At 50.7% G+C, this 17,134-nt stretch carries 19 protein-coding genes and 1 pseudogene; 5 read left to right on the forward strand and 15 right to left on the reverse strand.

Annotated elements, in window-relative coordinates; genetic code table 11:
- Window positions 1–305: hypothetical protein (locus LQZ19_RS00695; RefSeq protein ID WP_411045745.1), on the reverse strand; the 305-nt coding region annotated here is incomplete at its 3' end.
- Window positions 269–361: pseudogene (locus tag LQZ19_RS00700) on the reverse strand (IS200/IS605 family transposase); the annotation flags it as partial. The pseudogene LQZ19_RS00700 and the gene LQZ19_RS00695, both read right to left, overlap by 37 nt.
- A gap of 279 nt (window positions 362–640) precedes the next feature.
- Between LQZ19_RS00700 and LQZ19_RS00705 the strand changes: the two are divergent.
- The 4 genes from LQZ19_RS00705 to gmd all read left to right on the forward strand — a co-directional run bounded on the left by LQZ19_RS00705 (window position 641) and on the right by gmd (window position 2,952).
- Complete coding sequence (locus LQZ19_RS00705; protein WP_411045705.1) at window positions 641–937, forward strand: transposase; 297 nt, start codon at window positions 641–643, stop codon at window positions 935–937.
- Window positions 937–1,503: an IS3 family transposase gene (locus tag LQZ19_RS00710; RefSeq protein ID WP_411045706.1), complete on the forward strand. Its 567-nt coding sequence runs from the start codon at window positions 937–939 to the stop codon at window positions 1,501–1,503. Before LQZ19_RS00705 ends, LQZ19_RS00710 begins: the two co-directional genes overlap by 1 nt.
- Before the next feature lie 86 nt (window positions 1,504–1,589).
- Window positions 1,590–1,799: an integrase core domain-containing protein gene (locus tag LQZ19_RS00715; RefSeq protein WP_411045707.1), complete on the forward strand. Its 210-nt coding sequence runs from the start codon at window positions 1,590–1,592 to the stop codon at window positions 1,797–1,799.
- Window positions 1,800–1,929: 130 nt separating this feature from the next.
- Entirely contained in the window at window positions 1,930–2,952 is a 1,023-nt protein-coding gene (gene gmd, locus LQZ19_RS00720) for a GDP-mannose 4,6-dehydratase (RefSeq protein WP_411045708.1), read from the forward strand.
- Window positions 2,953–3,525: 573 nt separating this feature from the next.
- On the opposite strand, the gene LQZ19_RS00725 is transcribed toward gmd, so the two are convergent.
- The 12 genes from LQZ19_RS00725 to LQZ19_RS00780 form a co-directional block, all read right to left on the reverse strand.
- Complete coding sequence (locus LQZ19_RS00725; protein WP_411045709.1) at window positions 3,526–3,786, reverse strand: hypothetical protein; 261 nt, start codon at window positions 3,784–3,786, stop codon at window positions 3,526–3,528.
- Window positions 3,787–4,006: 220 nt separating this feature from the next.
- Window positions 4,007–5,143 carry an N-acetylneuraminate synthase family protein gene (locus LQZ19_RS00730; RefSeq protein ID WP_411045710.1) on the reverse strand — a complete coding sequence of 379 codons (1,137 nt, stop codon included), beginning with the start codon at window positions 5,141–5,143 and terminating at the stop codon, window positions 4,007–4,009.
- 98 nt (window positions 5,144–5,241) lie between these two features.
- Window positions 5,242–6,192 (reverse strand): leucine-rich repeat domain-containing protein, encoded by a 951-nt coding sequence (locus LQZ19_RS00735; RefSeq protein ID WP_411045711.1) that lies wholly within the window; start codon window positions 6,190–6,192, stop codon window positions 5,242–5,244.
- Window positions 6,193–6,319: 127 nt separating this feature from the next.
- Window positions 6,320–7,825, reverse strand: coding sequence for a Do family serine endopeptidase (locus LQZ19_RS00740; protein ID WP_411045712.1), 1,506 nt, complete (start codon window positions 7,823–7,825; stop codon window positions 6,320–6,322).
- Between the two features lie 121 nt (window positions 7,826–7,946).
- A complete protein-coding gene (gene map, locus LQZ19_RS00745) occupies window positions 7,947–8,699 on the reverse strand; it encodes a type I methionyl aminopeptidase (protein WP_411045713.1) in 753 nt (250 codons plus the stop codon).
- Window positions 8,700–8,717: 18 nt separating this feature from the next.
- Window positions 8,718–9,512 (reverse strand): DnaJ domain-containing protein, encoded by a 795-nt coding sequence (locus LQZ19_RS00750; protein ID WP_411045714.1) that lies wholly within the window; start codon window positions 9,510–9,512, stop codon window positions 8,718–8,720.
- 52 nt (window positions 9,513–9,564) lie between these two features.
- On the reverse strand, window positions 9,565–10,701 hold the full coding sequence (locus tag LQZ19_RS00755) for an ABC transporter ATP-binding protein (RefSeq protein WP_411045715.1): 1,137 nt from the start codon (window positions 10,699–10,701) through the stop codon (window positions 9,565–9,567).
- Window positions 10,698–11,045 carry a P-II family nitrogen regulator gene (locus LQZ19_RS00760; RefSeq protein WP_411045716.1) on the reverse strand — a complete coding sequence of 116 codons (348 nt, stop codon included), beginning with the start codon at window positions 11,043–11,045 and terminating at the stop codon, window positions 10,698–10,700. Before LQZ19_RS00760 ends, LQZ19_RS00755 begins: the two co-directional genes overlap by 4 nt.
- A 3-nt stretch (window positions 11,046–11,048) precedes the next feature.
- A complete protein-coding gene (locus LQZ19_RS00765; protein ID WP_411045717.1) occupies window positions 11,049–12,104 on the reverse strand; it encodes an ABC transporter ATP-binding protein in 1,056 nt (351 codons plus the stop codon).
- A complete protein-coding gene (locus tag LQZ19_RS00770) occupies window positions 12,085–12,891 on the reverse strand; it encodes an ABC transporter permease (protein WP_411045718.1) in 807 nt (268 codons plus the stop codon). The genes LQZ19_RS00765 and LQZ19_RS00770 overlap by 20 nt, the downstream gene beginning before the upstream one ends.
- A 6-nt stretch (window positions 12,892–12,897) precedes the next feature.
- Window positions 12,898–13,809 (reverse strand): ABC transporter permease, encoded by a 912-nt coding sequence (locus LQZ19_RS00775; RefSeq protein WP_411045719.1) that lies wholly within the window; start codon window positions 13,807–13,809, stop codon window positions 12,898–12,900.
- Between the two features lie 17 nt (window positions 13,810–13,826).
- Window positions 13,827–14,939 carry an ABC transporter substrate-binding protein gene (locus tag LQZ19_RS00780; RefSeq protein WP_411045720.1) on the reverse strand — a complete coding sequence of 371 codons (1,113 nt, stop codon included), beginning with the start codon at window positions 14,937–14,939 and terminating at the stop codon, window positions 13,827–13,829.
- Window positions 14,940–15,238: 299 nt separating this feature from the next.
- Between LQZ19_RS00780 and LQZ19_RS00785 the strand changes: the two genes are divergently transcribed.
- Window positions 15,239–16,720, forward strand: a complete 1,482-nt coding sequence (locus LQZ19_RS00785; RefSeq protein WP_411045721.1) for an aldehyde dehydrogenase family protein — start codon at window positions 15,239–15,241, stop codon at window positions 16,718–16,720.
- A gap of 8 nt (window positions 16,721–16,728) precedes the next feature.
- On the opposite strand, the gene LQZ19_RS00790 is transcribed toward LQZ19_RS00785, so the two are convergent.
- Window positions 16,729–17,133 carry a hypothetical protein gene (locus LQZ19_RS00790; protein ID WP_411045722.1) on the reverse strand — a complete coding sequence of 135 codons (405 nt, stop codon included), beginning with the start codon at window positions 17,131–17,133 and terminating at the stop codon, window positions 16,729–16,731.
- Window position 17,134: the final 1 nt, after the last annotated feature.

Consider the following 17,134-nt stretch of genomic DNA (forward strand, 5'->3'; position numbering starts at 1 on the left):
GGGGAAGACAGAGTCCCCCTATGATTACCGTTTACACTAAAAAAATTATAAGTTCGTGAGGAGATTTCCGGCATTTTACAACTCGCGTCAGAGGATATCGCCAAGCTCTGAATTATGTTGTTGAATGCCCCTTTTCTCTGTACTTTGTCGGCAAAACCGGGCGGGGGGAAGGGTACACCCGTCTTCATGTGCGTGTAGAGTTCGCTTCCGCAGCCCTGCTGCGCAGGTCTACTACAGCGAGGAATTTCCACAGATATTTTACTACCCCTCCATACAGTTGTTTCTTTCGACATTTCGGTATCCATACCACATGGTACTTGCATTCCCATACGCTATGGGCTAGACTTCTCTTGTCGTTCATTATGCCTCCTATCTTTTGACCTTTGAGCGGTTCACCTTGATAGGAGGTTCTTTTATATTCCCGGAAATGTCAAACTTTTTGAGTCCCCCGGCATAGCCGGGGGATTACCGATGGATTTAAATTTTTTTGGAGTACTAGTCTTTAAGCTCATATTGTCGACCTGCGAAGTTGAATAAACGGCCATTGTACATAGTTATGAGATTATCTCCATCAATGTGGACCTCCCCCAGCGTGATGGACAGGAAGAAGAGCCTATGATAAACCGAAGGGAAGGAAATCATGGGAGAAAAGAGAACATTTACCAAGGAATTTAAAGAACGGGCGGTAGAACTTGCCCTGAAAGCGGATCGGAAGCAGTCCGAGATAGCAGCGGGACTGGGGATCGACGGGAATACGCTTTCCCGGTGGAAACGGGAAGCGAGGCAAGCCGAGGGGGGGACCCTCAAGGCATTCCCCGGGAAAGGAAAAGCCCGAGACGAAGAAGTAGCCCGGCTTAAACGGGAGAATGAGGACCTTCGGGAAACGAACGAGATCCTAAAAAAAGCAATGGTCATCTTCACGAAGACACCCCGGTAATGGCGTATCAGTTCATGTATCAGCATCAGGGACAGTACGCTATTACGAAGATGGCCAGGGAATTATGGGTAAGCCGGAGCGGGTATTACGCATGGCTCCAGCGAAAGCCAGGTCAACATGAGAGCGAGGACAGGGAGCTACTGGAACTCATCATCGAGATATTCAATGCCCACTACAGGCGGTATGGGAGTCCACGGGTGTGGGAGGAACTGAAGAATACCCACCAACGGCATATAGGCAGGAAGCGGGTAGCACGGCTTATGCGGGAGCATGGCTTACAGGCGCGCAGGCGGCGGAAGTTTGCAGTTACCACCGATTTAAGCCATACCCTGGCCGTGGCGACTAATATTCTGAACCGTGATTTCTTCGCTGCGGGGCCTGGGGAGAAATGGGTTTCGGATATCACGTATCTGCGGACTTCAAGCGGCTGGTTGTATTTAACGACCATACTTGACCTGTGGGACCGCAAGGTCATCGGTTGGGCCTTCTCCGATGATATGGCTGCCTGTCATGTAAGCCGAGCTTTAGAAATGGCGTTAAGCAACCGGGCGCCCAAGACGGATTAATATTTCATTCTGACCGTGGGGTGCAATACTGCTCCGAAGAATTTCGCAGAAGGATCGTAAAACTATGCCCTACGGTTCGTCAAAGCATGAGCCGGAAAGGGAATTGTTGGGACAATGCCTGTGCGGAAAGTTTTTTCAAAACGCTTAAATGGGAACTGGATGTTCTGGAAGGGAGGCACACTAAGACACAAGTGAGGGCAGCAGTTTTTGAGTACATCGAAATTTATTACAACAAAAGCCGTAGACATTCGGCTATCGGATATGCTACACCTGTAGCATTAACAAAAGCGGCTTAACTGCCTGTCCACTGAACCGGGGGAATTCCATAGTGTGTATAACCCCTATAAAGCCGGTGATAGTGCCGATGGTAGGGATTTGGCTTTACAACTTTTTGGAATATTAATAAAGGAGGAATGAAAATTTATTATGAAGACAGCAATGATTTCTGGGATAACAGGACAAGATGGTGGTTATCTGGCTAAATTTTTACTTAGTAAGGGATATAAAGTTTATGGCTTATATCGCCGAGGAGCCACGAATACTTTTTCAAAATTAAAAGAACACGGTATTCTTGATAAAATTGAATTATTAGATTTTGAATTGTTGGAATTTTCTAATATCTGCAGATTAATGATTAAATACCAGCCTGATGAATTTTATAATCTAGCTGCACAAAGTTTCGTAGCGACTTCATGGGAAGAACCTGTTTATACCATTCAGGCCGATGGTCTTGGTGTAGTATATTTACTTGAAGCTATTCGCGGATTTTCTCCAAAGACAAAATTTTATCAAGCATCAACATCAGAAATGTTCGGTAAGGTACAAGAAATTCCCCAAGTTGAAAACACGCCTTTCTATCCACGTTCTCCCTACGGTGTTTCAAAACTAATGGCCCACTGGGCGTGCATAAATTATAGTGAAAGTTTTGGTCTTTTTGCTTGTCCCGGTATCTTATTTAACCACGAAAGTCCTATGCGCGGAAGTGAATTTGTAACTCGTAAAATAACGCTTCATTTTGCAGACATGGTAGTAAATAAAACTGAAAAACCGTTGGAGCTTGGAAATATTAACGCGAAACGGGATTGGGGTTTTGCAGGTGATTATGTTGAAATGATGTGGATGATTTTACAGCATCATACACCTGACACGTATATAGTTGCTACTGGTGAAACCCATTCAATCCGGGAGTTTGTGGAAGAAACAGGAAAATACTGCGGTTTTGATATTCAATGGCAAGGAAAAGATGAAAAAGAAATTGGTGTTGATAAAAAAACAGGAAAGATAATTGTTAAAGTGAATCCACAATATTATCGGCCAGCAGAGGTTGAACTGCTTATTGGAAATCCAGAAAAGGCTCGAAAAATTTTAGGTTGGAGTCCAAAAGTAGGTTATAAGGAACTATGTCAGATGATGATAAAAGCGGATATCGAAAAAGCAAAAAACAATTAATTTTTATTGTTAATAGTAGGATTATGAAAATGTTTCAGAGTATAGAGAATAAAGTTAACACATCCCATGAGTTGCGTGAAAAATGGCATAATCCACGCCATTTTTCTGCAGCTGTACTTCCAAGCCAAACCGGAGTTGTAAACGTTGTAGGGAGGAAAAGTACCAGGCACCAAAAATGTCTAGTGCCGCTAAAGCAAAATAGATGCCGCCGCCGCTTAAGTGAGTAATAGGTAACGCAAAGGCGCCCCCCACCCTGCCACTCCGGCAAGTACCCCCGGTAAATACCCCTTCTGCGTATCATGTGACATCGGCGGGCGTGGGGAGGGGCACACCTGGCTTCATGTATGTGGAATTCCCTGCTGTAGTAGACCTGCGCAGCAGGGCTGCGGAAGCAGACTCAACACGCACATGAAGCCAGGTGTGCCCCTCCCCACGCCCGTCTTTGCCGACAAAGACAAACCAGAAGCGGTTTTAAGAACAATGCGGAAAGACTGAACTGGAAATTAGAGCCGGAATAATGAAAAACTGACTTCTTTAAACAAAAGGCCGCCTATAGTAGGGCGGCCTTTTAATTTACTTCTTTCCTTTTGCCGCAGGTTTCTTTCCCTTGGCCCCGGATCCGGAACTCTTCGCTGCCGGCGCCGGAATTTCAAGGCGGTCAATCCCCGCCGCAGGGAATATCCCCTGCTGACCCGAATGGTCATCGGCAAACCAGACCGCAGTTACCTGCTTGGCGTCAATATTAACCGCCTGCACCACCATCTTGGGACTATTGGAAAGCCCAGTCACCACAACCACATCGCCGATAAGCCGTTCTGTAGCACGTACACTCATTGTAAACCCCTATTTAAGTCTTATTTTTAAGTCGCATATAATTATATCAAATAGCAAGTTTTTGAGCAATATACCTTCCCCATCTTTCATCGGGGGGTTTCTACAATTTTTTCCATACCACTCCTGATGTAGTTCCGCCATTATTTTGGACAAGACGTACCTCATCCGGCTGATCTTCAAAGATAACCCAATCTAATCTGGTATTGTGATAATGGATTTTTTAGCGGATCAGATCCTCAAACACAATCCCTTCCCCGGCGGGGATAAACCGGGCAGTTTTTCTACCCGCAAGCTTTGTTTCCCAGCATGGGTGCAGCCCCGGACGAAGTATTTTCTCGGTACGGAGAACCGCGAAGTCTCCCGGGGCCAGCGTATCCCCGGCCTGTATGTCCCTGATTGCGTGGATGGAACGGTTCGTCCGTTCGTAGTTAGCCCGTTCCGATGGAGCCAGCCGTTTGACGCCGTCCCCCAAAACGGCCTCCACCGTATCCGGCCCCCGCTCCCGGCGCAGCGCCTCCAGGGCGGCCTCTGCCCCCAGGGCCGATACCCGGCGCACCCCCCGGACCATCCGGGCAAAGTCCACCGGAGGCAGGGCTATGGGATCATCCAGCCCTGGGTCCATTCGGCTTAGGCAGAAATGTTTCTCGATCACCGCCGCGCCCATGGTTACCGCCAGGGAGGGCACCAGTTCCGGGTCCAGGCTGTGGTCGCTTACCCCCACGGGAACCCCAAAAATACCCCCAAGGTTCCCCAAAACACGGAGCCCGTAATCCCGCTCCGGGGCGGGATAGGCGGTGACGCAGTGGAGGAGGCATGCCCGCTCCGGGGGAAAAATCTCCAGAGCCGCCTCAATATCCGCCAGCCGGGAAACCCCGGTGGAAAGCAGGGCGGGGAGCCCGTAGGAGGCAAGTTCCTCAAGGAGACCCGTGTAGTTCAGTTCCGGGGAGGCGATTTTTAGCAGCCGGGGCTTAAGGCTCCGCAGTTCCCGGGCGCTCCGGATACCGAAAGGGCTGGCCAGGAACAGGAGACCCCGGCTTTCAACATACTCCTTCAGGTCTCCATAAAAACCAAGAGGAACCTCAAGCTTTTTAAAAACATGGTAGAGCCCTACCCTGCCGCCGGGCAGATCCACCTCCCCGGTATTGGGGTGGAGTATCTCATCGGCGTAGACTATCTGGAATTTGACGCAATCCGCCCCGGCCTCCGCCGCGGCGTCCACCAGTTCCCGGGCTTTAGCCGCCGAACCCCCGTGGGAGGTTCCCAGTTCCGCAATGATGAGCACCCGCTCCGGGCCGTAGGTGACAGGGCCGGGGCGATCATGCCCCTGGCCATTTATGGTAAAGGTTCTATAATTCATGTCTACACCTTACCCGGAAAACACGACCCCGGTAAACGGCATTGGAAGCTTGGTAACAGGGGGATAGGAAGTACGTCCGTACTCTATTATTTATATAATTATGCTTCCCTAAACTTTGTCAGAGCCGCCTTTGACGCAAGCGACAGGTGGTTGCCTTCGCTGCCACCGGCATTGATAAGCGCGTCCACGTCACCTATTTTAGTAACATTGGCGCCGATGTTCACCGTGGTAAGGTTTGAACAGTGAGAGAAGGCATTGTCATAGGAACCGTCAATGCTTCCAATATTCCCGTTGATGTTGAGGGTTTTCAATGCGGTGCAACCATCAAATGTACGGCGCGGAATTTCTTCAATATCGCTTTGAAAGGTAACGCTCACAAGGCGGGTACATCCTTCAAATACATTACAATATTTATCAGAATAACAAAACTGTTTAAGGTTTTTGGGCAGTATTATGGCAAGTAAAGAGGTACAGTTTAAAAAAGCATGTTCGCCAATTTCGGTAATGTTGTCGGAAAGGGTAATGGCGCGCAAGCTGGTACAGTCAGAAAACGCATACGCAGGGATTTTGGTTACGCTGCCGGGCAGGATGATGGTACCTAGCGATGCGCATCTAGAGAAGCTAACGCTTGTTACACCTTCAGGCAGGCTCAGGAATTTAAGATCGTCGCCATAGGTGCCGCTTCCATAAAAAGAAACTTCTCTTACACTGTCAGGCAGCGTTATGGTGTCCAGTTTTCCGCATTTGAAAATAGAAACCTTAATAACACCGGTAGGCAGGGTAACGGTACGAAGCTTTTCGTATTCGCTAACTGAAAAGCTTGTTACACCGGCGGGCACAATAATGCTGGTAACCGGGTTTTTTTTCTTGGAATTATAGTCTAAATTGTCAATTTCCTTTACGGGAAATCCCTCAATAAGCGCAGGGATATTCAGTTCACTTTCAGAGCCGGTGTACCGCTTGATAACCACGCCGTCGCCTGTACTGTTAATGTCGTACCCCAAATGCGCTGCCGGGATTTCCTTCGCCGCCTTGCTAAACCAGGCCATTTGTTTTTCCTCCAATTTGCTAATAGGCTCGATAAGTTTACCCTATTGGGGCTTTTTGCCAATAACTGCGAGGACCGGAAAACACGACCCCATTAGACAGTTCCCGGGGTCGTGTTTTCCGGGCGTCCTAGCGTTTATACTTCAGGGTCTCCAGAGTATTGTCCCCCCGGATAACCTCAAACCAGAGTTCCTTGCCGGCCTTTTCCCGGAGGACACGGTAGAAGGCGGCCAAGTCATTGACCTTCTCCCCGTTGAGGCCGGTGATCCGGTCCCCCCGCTGGAGGCCTACCACCGAAGCGGGGCTCTTGTCGATGAGCTGGACCACCGCCAGACCCTGAATATCTTTATCCATGTTAAAGGCGTTCCGGACAGCATCGTTGATGGTGACCACCACAAGCCCGGGCCAAAGTTTGCTGTTCTCCGAGGCGGTTTCGTTGTTCCGGACCTCGATGCGGACCGTCAGTTCCTGGGCGGCCCCGGCTCTGAAAACCGTAAAGGCAGCCCGCTCGCCGGGTTTGAGGTCCCCCACGGCCAGCATCAGGGGGTTTACTCCCCGCATTTCCCTGCCGTTGATATGGGTAATAAAATCGCCGGGCTGGATGCCCGCCTTATCCGCCGGAGAGCCCAGGAAAACCTGGGTAGCCAGGGCGCCCCGCTTTCCCTCCAGGCCCAGTGCCAGGACTGTCTCCCGGTCCGCTTCGGCAAGGGAAACCCCCAGCCAGCCATAGCTAACCTCACCGGAGTTGATGAAATCATCGATAGTACGTTTCGCATTGTTGATGGGAATGGCAAACCCAAGCCCCACGGAACCGCCGGAGCTATTGCTGGCTATCCAGGTATTGATCCCGATAACCTCCCCACGGATATTCACCAGGGCGCCGCCGGAATTCCCCTGGTTGATGGAAGTGTCGGTCTGAATAAAATCGTTGATATTGCCGCCGGGACCGCCGGTACGCCCCACGGCGCTCACGATACCCAGGGTTACCGAGGACATAAAGCCCAGGGGATTACCCACGGCGATGGACCAGTCCCCCACACGGACCGAATCGGAATCTCCCAGCTCCGCCAGGGGAATCGGGTCGGTGGAGGTGAAGGACACCAGGGCCAGATCCTTCCGCTCGTCCTTTCCGACCAATTCGGCGGGAATCTCCTTACCGTCATTGAGGGCCACCACGATCTCATTGGCATCCCCCACCACATGGTTATTGGTCAGCACATAGTAGGTATCACCGTTCCGCCGGACCACGATCCCCGAACCCAAGCCGCCGGACCGGTATTCCCGTTCCTGGTTACCGCCATCCCGGGGGCCAAAGAAAAATTCCCAGGGTATGCCGTTAAAATTGGGGACCTGCTGGCGGCGTATGGAAACGGTCTTCAGCTCCACCACCGATGGCAGCACCTTATCCGCCACAGAGCGGAACACCGTCTGGAGCCCCTCGGCAATTTTCAGGGCATCCTCGGGGATAACTACAGAGGAATAGCCCGGATTGCCCTGGGCCTTAACGGTCTTTGATGAAAACCGGGTGGAACAGGAAAAGGAGAGGAAAGCCAGGGAAAATCCGACGATCGTCCCCAGAAGGACAAGGTTAAAGATAAAAAAATTCTTTGATGATAAGCGTTGGGAAAAGTTCATATAAATTACTCCTCTTTAATAAACTATGGTTTAGATAGAAACGTGTGTTTTATCAGATCCTATTTATAATATAATCTTTTTTTTCATTAATAGTTACAGTTTTTTAGGAACCTCCACGGGGTTATTCGGTAAGGATTTCCGTGTGGTCGCTGAAAATAGCGATGGTATGTTCCCAATGGGATGACAGCCTGCCATCGCTTGTTACCACGGTCCAGCCGTCTTCCAGGATCTCCACATCGGAGGTCCCCTGGTTTATCATCGGTTCTATGGCGATAACCAGGCCCCCGCTCATCCGGGGGTTGGGGCCGTGGGGATAGTTAGGCACCTGGGGGTCCTCGTGGAGGGCCAGCCCTACGCCGTGGCCGCAGAATTCCTGCACCACCCCGTAGTTATGCTCCACCGCGTGTCCCTGAACCGCCCGGGCTATTTGTAGAAGCCTATCCCCCGCTTTTGCCGCGGCAATCCCCTTGTAGAGACACTCCCGGGTGGCCACGTTCAGGGCATGGGCGGCATCGCTCACCTTCCCCGCCTCCACGGTGATCGCCTGGTCGCTGATAAAACCATCCAGGTCTATGCCGCAGTCCAGGGAGACCAGGTCCCCGGCGGCTATCTTCCGCTTGGAGGGGATGCCATGGATAACCTCTTCGTTAATGGAGATACAGATGGCCGCAGGATAGGGGTTTTTCTTTGGCCCAACCCCCAAAAAGGCAGGCTTACCCCCGACTTTTTTGATCCAGGCCCGGACCCACCGGTCAATTTCCAGGGTCTCAACCCCGGGCTTAACCAGGGGCAGCAATTCCTTATACATGGTACTGAGAAGTTTGCAGGATGTCCGTATCCCGGCAATTTGTTTTTCGTTTTTTAACCTAATCATATTTCGTCCTTAGATTCGCTATACGTTAAGCTTCCGCCGGAGCTGCATCACATTGGACAGTGCGGGGTCCCGTCTCAGGGCTTCCTGAAAAATCCCCTGAGCGGTCTGCAGATCCCCCATATGGACCAGGGTTTCCGCCATGGAACGCAGCCACCGGGCTTCGTCCTTAGGGGGAAAATGCAGCTCCATAAGGAGCTCCAGACATTCCAGGTAAGTCTCCGCATCCACCGCAGTTTTTAGACGCAGCCGGACCAGCTCCTTGAGGAAGGTCTCCACATCGGGCATAAAGTGGCGAAAATAGGGCCTCCGGCGTTCCTCCCGGACCAGGGTCACCAGAAGCATGAAGGCCTCGTAATACCGCTGCCGCTTGTCCAGTTCCTCCGCCAGGATAAAGGCGCAGTCCATCCAGTCTTCCCGCTCAAGGTAGTGTTCCAGGGGAAAATCCAGCCCTCCCCGGGCTTCCCATATCTTCAGGGCCTCCTCGTATTCCAAATGGAGGAGCTCGAAAAAAATGAGTTTTGCCTGGGATGCGCCGTCCTCGGGCTGTTCCCGGAGAAAGGTCCGGTAATCGAAACGGTAGGTCCCCACAAAGCGGCCATAGGCCTGATCATACTCGCTGCGGCGGTTCTGGTCCGAAAGCACCTCATAGGCATTGAGGAGCCTGCGCATCTCCTCCACCGCAAGGATCCCCTGGGCGGTAACCGTTCCCGCTATATCCGGGTGGATCTGTTTCGCCTTTTCCCGGAAAGCCTTTTTTATTTCCCGAATTGAGGCGCTTCGCTGTATGCCCAGAAGGGAGTAATGGTCCTGCATGACTGATACTTCAAGTTTACCTATAATCGGTAAAAAGTGAAGGGGGTAATTTTCAGGTTTGTTCCACCTTGGTAAGATCAAAATTATTAACCAACGAGTATATTTGTTGATTCGGGGAACCCATCACCAGGGCTTCATCTTCATTCCAACTGAGAAAGACCTTCTGCCCCGGCGCCGGCAGGTTCCGGCCGGCAAGTTTGGTGATCCGTACTTCTTTTCCGTTTACCATCTCCACAATTACACTGACCAATGCGCCGGAGAAAACCAGGTCTATTACCCGGCCGGGCAGATGAAAGCCCGGAACCGGCTCAAGATTCCAGCGGATTTTATCGGGCCGGATATAGAGGTTCACGATTTCCCCTTTTTTAAAACCCCTCCCCAGGGCCGGGGCAAGGCCGGATTCAAAGGTGATGTTCAGGCGTTCCCCATCCTGGGTATCCTGTATCTGGCCTTCAAATATATTATTGTCCCCGATAAATTCGGCGGCAAACCGGGATTTGGGATGGGTAAAAATTTCCTGAGGCGTACCAACCTGCTCAATTACCCCGCCGTTCATTACCGCCACGCGATCACTCATCACCAGGGCCTCCTCCTGATCATGGGTTACGTATACAAAGGTAATCCCCAGCTTCTGCTGCAAATTCCGCAGTTCATACCGCATTTCCTTCCTGAGTTTCAGGTCCAGGGCGGTGAGGGGTTCGTCCAGGAGCAGCACCGGGGGCTTATTGACAATAGCCCGGGCAATGGATACCCGCTGTTTTTGTCCCCCCGACATCTGATGGGGCTGACGTTTTTCAAACCCCGTAAGCTGCACAAGTTCCAGAGCCTCAAACACCTTTTCTTTTATCATCCCCGAAGACAGGTGTTTTGCCCGCAGGCCGTAGGCGATATTTTCAAATATATTCATGTGGGGAAAAAGCGCATAGTTCTGAAAAACCGTATTCACCGGCCGCTTGTAGGGAGGAATAGTATCAATACGGACCCCGTCAAGGAGTATCTCACCGCTCTGCAAATTTTCCAGCCCCGCTATCAGCCTGATGATAGTTGTTTTACCGCAGCCCGAGGGACCCAGGAGGGACAGAAATTCTCCCAATTCTATGGAAAAACTAAAATCCCTGAGTACCTGAAAATTACCGTACGATTTATTAAGCTTAACCAGTTCTATCGCCCGGTTTTGAAGGGAACTCATATTGCTTTTTTGCCCCGCTTCCCGGTACGAATCCGCATGGCGTCGACCACATCGTACACAAAAACTTTGCCGTCACCGATATTGCCGGTGCTTATTTCCTCGTGGATTTTAAGCAGTATATCCTCCACGTCCTCGTCGTTTATCACGACTATTACCACAATTTTGGGGATAAGATTGATGCTCCCCACCTTAACGCCGGTTGAGGCATCGGCGTCAATATCGCCCTTTTGAACTCCGCAGCCCATGGAATTCATCACCGTAAGCCCGCCGAAATTTTTACTGTTTAACAGTTTTTTTAACTTTTCAAGTTTTTCCGGCCGGATAATTATCTCCATTTTTTTCATTTATCATTTCTCCTTATCATGTATGATACTGATTTTATCGTTTTCCCAGGCTAAAAGTACCTTTGTTCCCGCGGAAAAATTCCCGGCCTCCGCCAATACCTGAACTATCTTCCCGGACGAAAGTTTTACATCGTAACGGTAAACCTGTCCGAGGAATATCACTTTTTCTACGATCCCCGCAAAACCGGCCATAACTTCGTCCGCCGGGACAATCTTCAGATACTCCGGCCGTATGGAAATACAGAGCGGCGCTTTTTTCTGCGGAGGAACAGGAATGGTAACGCCCTCGGTCTCAAAAAAAGTTTGATCCCCCGATATTTTGCAGGTTCCGGAAAACAGATTTGATTCCCCAAGGAAGTCCGCCACAAACCGGGTTTCGGGGAACGCATAAACCTCCCCGGGCGCTCCGGCCTGTTCCACCTTCCCCTGGTTCATTACTACAATACGATCCGACATGGTCAGGGCCTCTTCCTGATCATGGGTAACATACACATAGGTTATGCCCAAGGATTTTTGCGTCTTTTTTAATTCCAACTGCATCTGCCGCCGAAGTTTCAGATCCAGAGCGCCCAGGGGTTCATCAAAAAGCATAAGTTTCGGTTTGGTTACCAGGCACCGGGCTATGGCCACCCGCTGCTGCTGCCCGCCGGAAAGCTGATGAGGTTTTCTGTTTATAAAGGGGGTAAGATCCGTGAGTTCCAGAATTTCTTCCACCTGTTCCCGGATTTCCTGTTTAGGGACCTTCTTCATCCTAAGGCCGAACCCCACATTATCCCGTACCGTCAAATGGGGGAACAGGGCATAACCCTGAAAAACCGTGCTGACCTCCCGCTTATTGGCCGGGACCCCCACCACGTTTTGCCCATGAAGGATAATTTCACCACGGTCAGGGCTGATAAATCCCCCTATCATCCTGAGTATGGTTGTTTTTCCGCATCCCGACGGCCCCAGAAGGGTCAGAAATTCTCCATCCGCAATTTTGAGCGATACGTCTTTAACAACCTCTTTCCCGTCAAATATTTTAGTAATATTGTTGAGTTCAATTACGCTGGTATTCATGGGATTTCTCCTTGGAAGACAGTACGGTTGAAAGAACAATGGCAAATACGGAGAAGAGCAGTATAATTGAACAGATGGCGTTAATTTCCGGGGTAAATCCGTTCCGGGTCATGGCAAAAATTTTAATGGGCAGGGTGGTAAACACGCCGTTCAGAAAAAAAGTAACCGGAATTTCGTCCAGGGACAGGGTAACCGACAGCAGGGCTGCGCCGAAAATCGAAGTTTTAATATTAGGCAATATTACATGTACGAAGGTCTGGAGACCCGAGGCGCCCAGATCCATGGCCGCATCCCGCATATAACCGTCGATCTGGCGCAGCCTGGTGTATACCTGGGGAAGCACCGTACCGATTAGGAAGGTGGTATGCCCCAGGATTACCGCAAAGGGCCCCTGAAGTACGCCGACAAGCTGGAGGAAGGTGAGGATGGATATACCGGTGATAATCCCCGGCAGCATCATGGGTAGTATTACCATCCGCTCAAGGAACTGTTTGCCCTTAAAATTGTGCAGGTACATCCCATAGGCGCCGGGCACTCCGATAAGGATAGCCAGGAGAGTACTGATAAGGGCCACCTGTATCGAGTTTTTAAGGGACTGGATAAGCTGTACGTTTTTCAGCATTTCGCCGTACCACCGGAGGGTAAGTCCCTTCATTGGAAAGCTGCTGATCGCTTCGGTATTAAATGACCACAGGACCACCACCACAATGGGCAGATACAAAAACAACAGGGTGCAAACCGCAAGAAAAACAACTGCCGTGGTACTAATTGAAACTTTTCTCATCATTATGAATCACCTTTCCAATTTGCTGAAATGTTTTTCAAGCCGTCCGGTGGTAAACAAAATTACCAGCACCAGGGCCAGGATAATAACACCGATAGCCGCCCCATAGGGCCAGTTATTCGATGTTCCGAATTGGAGCTGAACGATATTGGCAATCTTCGTACTGCTGGTTGGTCCCCCAAGCAGGGAGGGCGCAAGATAATCGCCCATGGACAGGGAAAACGCATAGGTCGCCCCGGTTATGACACCGGGCAACGAAAGGGGAAAAACAATTTTCAGGAAAGTCATTAAGGAACCCCGGCCCAGATCTTTTGAAGCCTCTATCAGATTAAGGGGGATCTGTTCCATGGCGGAGTACATGGGCATCAAAACAAAGGGCGTATAAATGTGTACCATGGCGATGATCACCGAAATATCACTAAAGAGGAATACACTGGAGGGCTTGTTTATTAACCCTGTCCATAGGAGGAAAGAATTTAACATGCCGTTGGTACCCAGGATGATCCTCCAGGAATAGGCGCGCATAACATAGCTTATCCACAGGGGAACTATGGCCAGCATATAAAAGGTCTGCTTGTATCTTTTTACTTTGAAGTTGATAAAATACGCCAGGGGAAAACTTATGAACACCGAAATAACCGTAACCATAAGAGCTATCCGCAGGGTGTTCAGAAGAATCCCCGGGGCGTTTGTTCCGCTTCCGGGGGTAAAAAATTTTTTATAACTTGCTATGGTAAATTCATGAATAACCGCGAAGGGACCGTTTTTCCAAAGGCTGTAGAGGAGCAGATTAAGATAGGGGAAAATCAAAAACAAAAACAGCCAAATAACCAGGGGGGCTAATACGCCGTATTTTAAAAAATGCGCCGCCCCTGTTGGTTTCTGCAAAGCAGTTTTACTGCTGACATTTACGTTTTTCATAATCCCCCGGCTCCGCCCTACTTCGTTGTTTTTACCGCAGTCCAGATATCGTTATAGGCTTCCCGGTTTTCCACATAGCTCCAGAAGTTGATGTCCTCAAAAAGATCGTACATCTCATCGACCATGGCGACTTTCCGCTGATCCTCATCCATGAATGCCGCAGCCTTAGGATTTGAAACAGAGAAGGTCGTGGCGATTGATCCCAGGGCTTCCCCCTCAGGACTGGTACACCAGTCAATCCAAAGAGCGGCAAGCTGCTCGTGTTGCGATCCCGCCACGATCATCAGCCGGTCAAACCAGCCGGTACAGCCTTCTTCGGGGATACACCAATCGAGGTTGAGCCCATGATCCTGGAGGTCCTTGAGGGTACTGGGCCAGCCCACCCCCAGGTCAATTTCGCCGTTAACAAACAGATCCTCAAGTTCCCCGCCGTCGGACCAGTATTTGCGGACACTGGCGTTCAACCGGGAAAGTTCCCCCTGGGCGTACTTGAGGTTATCCCCGGACATATTGTACAGCGCCGTCTTGTCAGTTTTATCCAAACCCAGCATCTGGCCTATCATATAGATATTGCTTACATCATCGTGGAGGGAAATCCGGCCTTTAAAGCGATCTTCCCAAAGTTCATTCCATGATTTGATGGGCGAAAGTTTATCCTTATTGTACATGATGTAATCCGGTCCCCAAAGGTAGGGGACGCCGTGGATCTGCCCGTCCTTTACCATGTCGTCCAGCTTAAAAACATCGGGAATATCCTTCCATCCCGAAATATGTGACACATCCACCGGGGCAATCAACCCATACTGAACCAGATACCCGGCCATATCCCCCGAGGGAGAGATAATGTCATAGGATTTACCGCCCCCGGCCTTTAGCTTTGCCAGAAGATCGTCCCCGCTGGCGAAGAACGTTGCATTGATTTTACAGTTGTACTTCTCCTCAAAGGGTTTTACAAATAGGGGGTCCGCATACATTTCCCAAGTTAGGAGGTTTAGCTCCTCCCCTTTGAAATCCGTCTTACTCCAGTCAATTGCCGCAGCGGCGGCGGGTTTTTTTGATCCGGAACATCCCGCTAAAAACACCACCACAAGCGTCCCCGCAAGTACGGGAAATAGTAATCTCATTTTCATTTGGTTTCCTCCTTCCAAATAGCTTTTATTAACTAGCAAATACCATGCCAAGACAAACGTTTTGTTACCGGGATGGGAAAATAGCAATGTAAAGTCTATTGCTTCTCCGGAACCAGCTCAGTTTATATCGGTTTGGTAAATATCCAAAAGAATGATTCTTACTTTTTTGTATGAAAAATATATAATTCCTACATTAATGTATTTAAATTTTCGTAAAAAATCCCAAATGTTTCATTTTTTGGCTTGACAGAAATACCCCGGAGAGTCTAAATAAATTCAGGAACAGAAAGGAGAAATTTATGGAAACAAAAAACAACTATATTAATGGGAAATGGGTTCCCGCTATTTCGGGGAAAACCCGGGAACTTATCAATCCCGCCACCGGCGGGGTTCTGGCCTTGGCGGCGGACAGCGGCCGGGAGGATGCAAAGAAAGCGGTTCTGGCGGCGAAGGAAAGTTTTTACGGACCGGGGCTTTGGCGGCGTATGAACGCTCAAAAGCGGGCGGATATAATCTGGGCCATTGCGGATGAGATGGAGAAGCTCAAGGATAATCTTGCCATGCTGGACACCCTGAACAACGGCAAGCCCCTGCGGGAGGCCGAGGGGGATGTGGACGACGCAATCCACTGTTTTAAGTATTATGCGGGGCTTATCACAAAACCCTACGGCGGCGCCTATGATGTGAACGATAACTTTGGTCCCATACACGCCTATACCATCCACGAACCGGTGGGGGTCTGCGCACAGATTACCCCCTGGAACTACCCCCTCCTCATGGGGGCGTGGAAAATTGCCCCCGCCCTGGCCGCGGGCAATTCCATTGTCTTTAAGCCTGCGTCCACTACCCCCCTGTCCAGTGTCGCCCTGTTTGAGGTTTTTGACGCCCTGGGTCTGCCGCCGGGGGTCGCCAACCTGGTACTCGGGGGCGGTTCCGCCGTGGGGGCGGAGCTGGCGGAAAACAAGGATGTGGATATGATCACCTTTACCGGCAGTACTGCGGTGGGCCGGTCCATTGCCATTGCCGCTGCGGGTAACCTCAAAAAGGTAGGCCTTGAACTGGGGGGGAAATCGCCCAACATCATCTTTGCGGATGCGGATTTGGAAGGGGCCGTGGAATGGGCCATGATAGGCATCTTCTTTAACCAGGGTGAGGTTTGCTCCGCCGGGTCCCGAATCATTATAGAAGAAAGCATCCATGACGCCTTTGTCAAACGGCTTGCGGAACGGGCCAATGCCATGACCCTGGGAAATCCGGTAAACAACCCCGACATGGGGCCCCTGGTGTCTAAGGAGCAGATGGATACCGTACTGGGGTATATTGAAACCGGCAAAAAGGAGGGGGCCCGCCTGGTCTGCGGGGGGAGCAGGTATACGGAAGGAGAAAACGCCAAAGGATTTTTTGTACGCCCCACGATTTTCGACAACTGCACTTCGGATATGACCATAGTCCGGGAGGAAATATTCGGCCCCGTAGTAACGGTGCAAACCTTCAAGACCGAAGAAGAAGCCATAGCCCTGGCAAACGACACCGTTTACGGCCTTGCGGGGGGCGTCTTTACCGCCGATGGTTCCCGGGCGCTGCGGGTTTTAAAGGAGATCCGTGCGGGAATTACCTGGATAAACTGTTACAACCCGACCTTTAACGAAGCGCCCTGGGGGGGATACAAAATGTCAGGGTTTGGTAGGGAGTTGGGAGTTCACGGTCTGGAGGAGTATCAGGAAGTCAAACAGGTAAACATCCACCTGGCGCCCGGCCCGGTTGGCTGGTACACCCATTAATTCGGTCTTTACGCGCCTATCCGCTTCCCCAGCTCCTGAGCATGGGCTGCGGATAGGATGATATCACTCCAGTTGATATACATTCCCTCTTTTTCCATGCCCCGCATCAGGTTGGTCAGGGCTTTATCCGTAAAGGGGCCGGTTTTTTTAAGGAAGGCGGCGCTTTTTTTCCCCACCAGGGTTCCCGCGGAAAGGACCCGGTGGAGGGCTTCGGGCATTTTCCCACCAAACACGGTGAGGCTTTCGGCAACTACGGCGATATACTCATAGGCCGGCACACGGTACGCATCCCCGGTCCAGGCATCCAATACATCCACCCGGTGTCCCATGGCTTCCATGCCCTTAGCCAGGGCGGTTACGTAGTCGGGAATCCCCTTCCGTTTCGCCGGCGCCGCAATAACCACAACCCTCATT

The organism is Treponema primitia, from assembly GCF_046533075.1.
Taxonomy (GTDB): Bacteria; Spirochaetota; Spirochaetia; order Treponematales; family Breznakiellaceae; genus Termitinema; species Termitinema primitia_B.